Annotated in this window: 4 protein-coding genes; all 4 read left to right on the top strand. The window is 34.0% G+C overall.

What is annotated here, in order from left to right:
• Window positions 1–479: 479 nt before the first annotated feature.
• The 4 genes from QRN68_RS03465 to QRN68_RS03450 all read left to right on the top strand — a co-directional run bounded on the left by QRN68_RS03465 (window position 480) and on the right by QRN68_RS03450 (window position 5,007).
• The gene (locus QRN68_RS03465) at window positions 480–1,109 is read left to right on the top strand and encodes a GNAT family N-acetyltransferase (RefSeq protein ID WP_285395293.1); all 630 of its coding nucleotides are present in this window, start codon (window positions 480–482) and stop codon (window positions 1,107–1,109) included.
• Window positions 1,110–1,342: 233 nt separating this feature from the next.
• Window positions 1,343–1,609 carry an ATP-binding protein gene (locus tag QRN68_RS03460; protein ID WP_285395292.1) on the top strand — a complete coding sequence of 89 codons (267 nt, stop codon included), beginning with the start codon at window positions 1,343–1,345 and terminating at the stop codon, window positions 1,607–1,609.
• Between the two features lie 25 nt (window positions 1,610–1,634).
• Window positions 1,635–2,903, top strand: coding sequence for a VTT domain-containing protein (locus QRN68_RS03455; protein ID WP_285395291.1), 1,269 nt, complete (start codon window positions 1,635–1,637; stop codon window positions 2,901–2,903).
• Between the two features lie 433 nt (window positions 2,904–3,336).
• Window positions 3,337–5,007 (top strand): hypothetical protein, encoded by a 1,671-nt coding sequence (locus tag QRN68_RS03450; RefSeq protein WP_285395290.1) that lies wholly within the window; start codon window positions 3,337–3,339, stop codon window positions 5,005–5,007.
• Window positions 5,008–5,190: the final 183 nt, after the last annotated feature.

Here is a 5,190-nt window from a genome sequence, read left to right as displayed (position 1 = left end):
TTGTTTCGATAAAAGCTCAAAAAGTTTCGATAAAATGAGATTTTGTTTCGATAAATCTTCAAAGTATTCCTTGCGCTGAGACAACTTTTTTTGGCTCTTCGGCAAAAAAACGAGTGGGTGATTTCCGTTCCGACTGGGCGCGTCCGATGAGCCGCTTCACTCGCGTTGCTCGCTTAGGGTCTCATCTATGACGCTAATCCCCAAGGAGTCGCCCAGCCAGAACGAAGATCAACTAATACATGACATATGTTTTAACAAATGTCATCCACAACTTTTGGTGATGAGCCAATATATTAGCAAAACAAGAAAAACCCTTTCATCGCTCAATTATAAATCTATTTTTTTCCTAATCAACACGCCTGATATTTTTCCGTACAGAATCGTTGACTCTCCTCTTAGGGGAGACGTTAATATCATAATATAAGGTATTCGCAAGAAATACTAAATAAATTTACTTATATAACAGGGAGTTTTTAAACATGGGAAAAGTAATATACAGAAGTCTAGTTAAAGAAGATTATGAATCCGTTAAAGAATTGATTGGTGAAGCATTTGGTTTCAACGAATTTATTAAGGATAAGAAATTTTTAGATTCTGTATTAACCATCTATCTTCAAGGTTGTATTTTAGAAAGCTCATTTAGCAAAGTAGCAGAAAAAGACAATAAGGTGATTGGTATTATTTTGGGTGATTCAAAAAAAGACAAAAACCGTTTAAAGAAAGCTCATAATATTTTCAGCCTTGCCACTTCCATGCTTAAAGCACTTATGACTAATAAGGAAAATAAAAAATTCATGAAAGAGTTTGGAAAGGTTCAAGAGGCATATAAAGAGCTTATAAACGGAAAAGAAAATGATTTTCAAGGTTGTATAGAATTATTTATTGTATCGGGGGAATCAAGAGGTCTTGGGGTTGGGAAGGCTCTAATGAATCATCTGTTTAATTATATGGAAAGTATGGATGTAAAATCTTTATATTTATATACAGATAATAGATGTAACTATGGATATTATGACAGTCAAAACTTCGATCGTATAGATGAAAAAGAAATTCAATTTGATAAAACGAAAGAAAACCTTAACGTATTTTTATATAGTTATGATTTTTAACTAGAGGCGTTAATGTACCGGACATTGCGCTTAGGGCCAATGTCAACCAGTTATACTTATCCAAACTATATAAAGCATAAAACAAGCGCACACCACATGACAGGTGTGCGCTTGTTTTCGCTTACTTTGTGAATGGTAGCTACGAGTTGCTGTTTGTGAGAGATTTTTTTAAGAATCCCTTGGTTCGTCAATTGTTGTCAATCCTATAGCACTTCCTGTAACCGAAAATAATATTGCCTTATCAAGAGGATACAAGCGTTACTTGTGCAGAAGAATTAAAGATTAAGCAAGTAATCATTATTTTGTTGGATAATGCAATGAAATATAGCCATGATAAGATACAGATTTATTTAGATAAAAATGCCCAATATGCCATTATACGTGTAAAAGATTTTAGTATTGGAATCCTTCAAAATGAAATGAATATATTTTTGAACGTTTTTATTGAGTGGAAAAACAAGAAATCGAGAAACAGGAAGAACTGGTGGATAAGACTTTAAAAAAAATAATAAAGGACGGCAATCCATGGGCGATGTTACAGCATATATCGATCAGTTTGGATATATTGTGTTATTTACAGCACTTTTACTAGAATTACTCGCACTCCCATTACCTGGAGAAGTGCTTATGAGTTATACTGGATTTCTTGTTTACAAAGGAGATTTAAATTGGATATTAAGCATAGGAATAGCTGGTACTGGATCTTGTTTAGGGATGACCATTTCCTACTGGATAGGTTATAAATTAGGAAAACCATTCTTTGGAAAATACGGTTATCGTGTTCATTTAGGGCCAAAACGATTAGAAAATACATCTTTGTGGTTCAGCAAATACGGCAATAAGCTCTTGGTTATCGCCTTTTTTATACCTGGAATTAGACATATTACAGGGTACTTTTCTGGGATTACCAGACTTCCCTATAAAACCTATGCTATTTTTGCCTATACTGGGGCATTCCTTTGGGTGACAGTATTTATTTCACTCGGTAAAATATTGGGGCCACAATGGGAGATGTTTCACAGTTCAATTAAAAAATACCTCATTATTGGTGGAATAGCTATTGCAATTATTAGTATCGTTTATTTCCTATACAAAAAAAACAAAGCACTCATTATAGAGTCGACCACTAAATTATTAAACATAACTTTGACAATATTCCAGACGAAAAGGAAAGTTGCATTTCTATTAGCACTGACTTTAATACTGACTTTAGGGCTAATCATTTTAATGATAGGAATGATAGAGGACTTCCTAAGCAATGAATTTACCACTTTTAATCAGGTTGTGGGTATGTTAATGCCGTTAATTTTCAACCAAAATTGGTCAGAGGCTATGCACATATTCTCATTAATGGGTTCGAGAATAGTTCTTTGTATCGTGATTATTTTTACTCTATTTTTGATTTTATTGAAGGGGCAAAATAAATTAATGGAATTAAGCTCTTTTTTGATAGTTCTTGTTGGGGGAGAGCTGTATGAAGAAGGTTTAAGAACAATTTTCCAAAATCATTTTCCAAACGAGCAAACTCTAATGAATTTTATCATCTATGGTTTCGCAAGTTATATTGTTGTTCGTTCTGTTGAAGGTCGATGGATTCACACCTTCGTTCCAGTTACTGGATTAGTTGTATTAATACTAATCGCAATCAGTCATTTGTATTTTAACGATGAACTTCCAAGCGATATTACTGCTGGTTTTGTTTTTGGTGGAGTTTGGTTAGGTTTAAATATACTTTTACTTGAAATATGCCGATTACTAAGAAGTATAGATAGGCATCAAGCAAATACAAAATAGAGGATATCGGGAGTAAAAAATCGATTTATACAAAGAAAGGAAAGAAGGTAGAGCAGTAACAAAAGCTTGGGCGGATAAAATAACTTTAGATGCAATGATGATTAGAGGCTGGGACAGAACTGGTCAAAACCTTAAAAAGCGTGAGAAATCAATTTTAGAAACGTTGATTTCTCACGCTTTTTTGATGTTAAATGTTGCCTTGAAAATATACTTATGTCCCAGCCGTACGTAAGATAAAGTTTTTATTTTATCACTTATTTAATAATCTGTTTATTTTTTTAGAAAAGTTCATACATTGTTTTTCTTATTTAATACTGGTATAATTTTGGGAAAATTCAAATAAAAGGGCTCGTTACCAAAAGTTACGGATGACATACGTTATGGTGATGATATCCATATAAAAAGAGTAGTTACATCGGGGGGACCGATCGATTTGCTTAAACGAAAAATCTGGAGCAAAATTTTATGCTCTATGTTAGTGTTAATGATCTTGACTTCATTTCCATTAAACAGCACAGGTGGCGATGAAAATAAAATATATGAACCTAGAGAGAGAGTTTCTCTAGCATTACCGAATTCCACACAATTACATTTGGAAGCCAATGGTTTACTACTACAAAAAACAACAAGTTCCAATAAAACGTATATTCGTTCAATGGATCAAACAACGGTTTATGATCTATTTGAAGATGGGGAAAACTTAGGTTCTATCAAGGTTACTGTTCGAGAAATCGATAATGGGGATTTCTTCATTTTCACTCAATTACAAAATAAAAGCAGCAAAGGGTATAGTGCTTCGATATCGTACCCTATCAGCGGAAATGTACAGTATGATTTGATAGATTTTGAACGACAGGAAATTCAACATGAGCACGATAATGTATCTGGTGTAGATCCAACCAGCTATCCTATAGGTCTGTTAAAAGTAAACGAAAACGAAAACTTAGTTACTAATATGATGATAAGCAGAAACTACGTAACGAAAGAACTGATAAAAAAGTATGAGAACGGTGACAAGAGTGTGGTTCGGGAGTTGACGAGTGAAAATAAGAACTTGAATTTAATTAAAGATAATAATGGACTTACTGTAACACTTCCACTTCACTCAGTAGGAAATGATTTATCTGAAAACTGGGTGTTAGTGGCACAAGAGCCTCTGTTTAAAAAAGAACAAGCTCTCGATGAATGGATTAGTCAAAGTACCAAACATTACAAAGAAATTAACAAATGGTATACAGCCGAAGGGCCTTATACAAAACTCCCGTGGTCGATCGAACCGGAAACTAAGTTAGGATATGGGCGAAATCTAGTGAGGGTTCAAGATAAGAAAGCATTAAATTACTATGAAACTACACAGGAGCGATACTTCTACGATTTGCTATTAAATTCTATTGCTAACTTATTTATTTTTCAAGGAGATAAAAAAGGGTTATGGGAAACGGAGTATACGAGTACGTGGTTGAAAAAAGATTACGGAATCAATGCTCCCTATATCGATACTAGGCATAACGAAAAAATCGCGTTATTCCTAAAAGAAGCTGGGAACATTCTTGACATCAAAGAGCTCAAAAACTCGACCATCATCTATGCGGATTTCTTGGTCAATCAGGCGAAAAACGGAAACATAATAGAAGTTCCCAAAGGTGGTTACCTTGTGACTGATTATTATTCTCCTAAGCAGGCAAAGAAGACACATGTATCTTTAAATCATGCTTTAGGAGAAATGAATTTTTTACTAGAAACCTATCAACAAACAAAAGAAGAATCCTATATAGACGTAGCCAGAAATATGAGAAGGGGCGTTGAAAGCATCGGAGAAAAATGGTTACGAGAGAATGGGGATGTGTGGTATCAAGTGAATGGTGATTTTACATTTGAAGGAACCGATTATCCTCTCTTGACTTTAGAAGATTTACTGAAGTCTCAACAAACTTGGGAGGCAGTTGGAGAAAAACGAAGTGAAATATTTGATCGTCTCATTCGCTCGAAAACACAATATCTTGTGGAAAGCAAACAGGAAATTCTTCGACCGGTAGCAATTTCTCTCATCAACCAAGGATTTGGGGATATCATAGAGGGATACAATAATATTCCTAAGTTCTAATAAAACCTATTAAGGCTATTCTTACTCTATAAATGGGGGCGTGATTGTTTGATAATAAAGGAAGAAAATGACCAATATTTTTTATAAAAATCAATCTTCATACTATTATATAAGAGCAGGCGTGTTGATTAGGAAAAAATAGGTTTATTTTGATCGATGAAAGGGTTTTTCTTGTTGCTATTT

It is taken from the genome of Lysinibacillus sp. fls2-241-R2A-57 (genome assembly GCF_030209535.1).
Classification (GTDB): Bacteria; Bacillota; Bacilli; order Bacillales_A; family Planococcaceae; genus Lysinibacillus.
This window is presented reverse-complemented; position numbering and strand designations above follow the sequence as displayed.

Excerpts from the sequence above, each read along its gene's own strand:
- QRN68_RS03465 (WP_285395293.1), top strand. The coding sequence starts at position 480 with ATGGGAAAAGTAATATACAGAAGTCTAGTTAAAGAAGATTATGAATCC.
- QRN68_RS03455 (WP_285395291.1), top strand. The coding sequence starts at position 1,635 with ATGGGCGATGTTACAGCATATATCGATCAGTTTGGATATATTGTGTTA.